Source organism: Erythrobacter epiphyticus, assembly GCF_034653295.1.
Taxonomy (GTDB): domain Bacteria; phylum Pseudomonadota; class Alphaproteobacteria; order Sphingomonadales; family Sphingomonadaceae; genus Erythrobacter.
In genome coordinates this window covers 1-732 of the sequence record NZ_JAYEEU010000013.1, presented here as the reverse complement: position 1 = coordinate 732, position 732 = coordinate 1, and the positions used below count along the sequence as shown (strand labels likewise).

Genomic DNA, 732 nt, shown 5'->3' with positions numbered 1-732 from the left:
GTGCACCGGATTGCTGGCCATTGGCGGCGCGTTCCTCTCCCTGACGATTTCCGGTCCGGCGCTTGCCAACAGCGCGGCCAATGCTGCCAACAGCGCCTCTGCCAATGCCGCCGCTGCCGATGTCAAGGAACCGCTGCGCGAAGCCGAAGGCGAAGGCATCGCCGCGAGCGACCAACGCTTCCGCGCCCTGTTCTCAAGCTGGACAGCGATGGATCGCACCGGCTCGACCCCTCCGACCGAACGCCCCACTGTCTCGATCCCGTCGCGCATGCCGTTGATCGGTTCGGTGCTGACGAGCTCTTACGGGATGCGCACGCACCCGGTGCTGGGCGGGATGCGCCGCCATTCGGGCATTGATCTGGCCGCGCCCACCGGCACCCCAGTCTATGCGACCGCTGATGGTGTGGTGAGCCGCGCTGACTGGTATTCGAGCTACGCCCACCGGCACCCCAGTCTATGCGACCGCTGATGGTGTGGTGAGCCGCGCTGACTGGTATTCGAGCTACGGGCTCTACATCAGCCTCGAACATGGGGCCTCGCTGCAAACCCGTTACGCCCACCTGTCGCGCCTTGCGGTTGCGGCAGGTGACACGGTCAAGAAGGGCGACCTCATCGGCTATGTCGGTTCGACCGGCCGTTCGACGGGCCCGCACCTGCATTATGAAGTTCGTGTTGATGGGGTTGCAGTCAATCCGATTCCGTATATGATGGAAGACGAACGGCGGTTCGCAG

The 732-nt window shown here is 64.5% G+C and carries 2 protein-coding genes; both read left to right on the top strand.

Annotated features, from left to right (window positions below):
* Nucleotides 1-469 (top strand): M23 family metallopeptidase (locus SOQ14_RS14490; protein ID WP_416232767.1); only part of this gene is annotated, 469 nt, incomplete at its 5' end.
* Nucleotides 470-476: 7 nt separating this feature from the next.
* Nucleotides 477-732 (top strand): M23 family metallopeptidase (locus SOQ14_RS14485; RefSeq protein ID WP_416232766.1); only part of this gene is annotated, 256 nt, incomplete at its 3' end.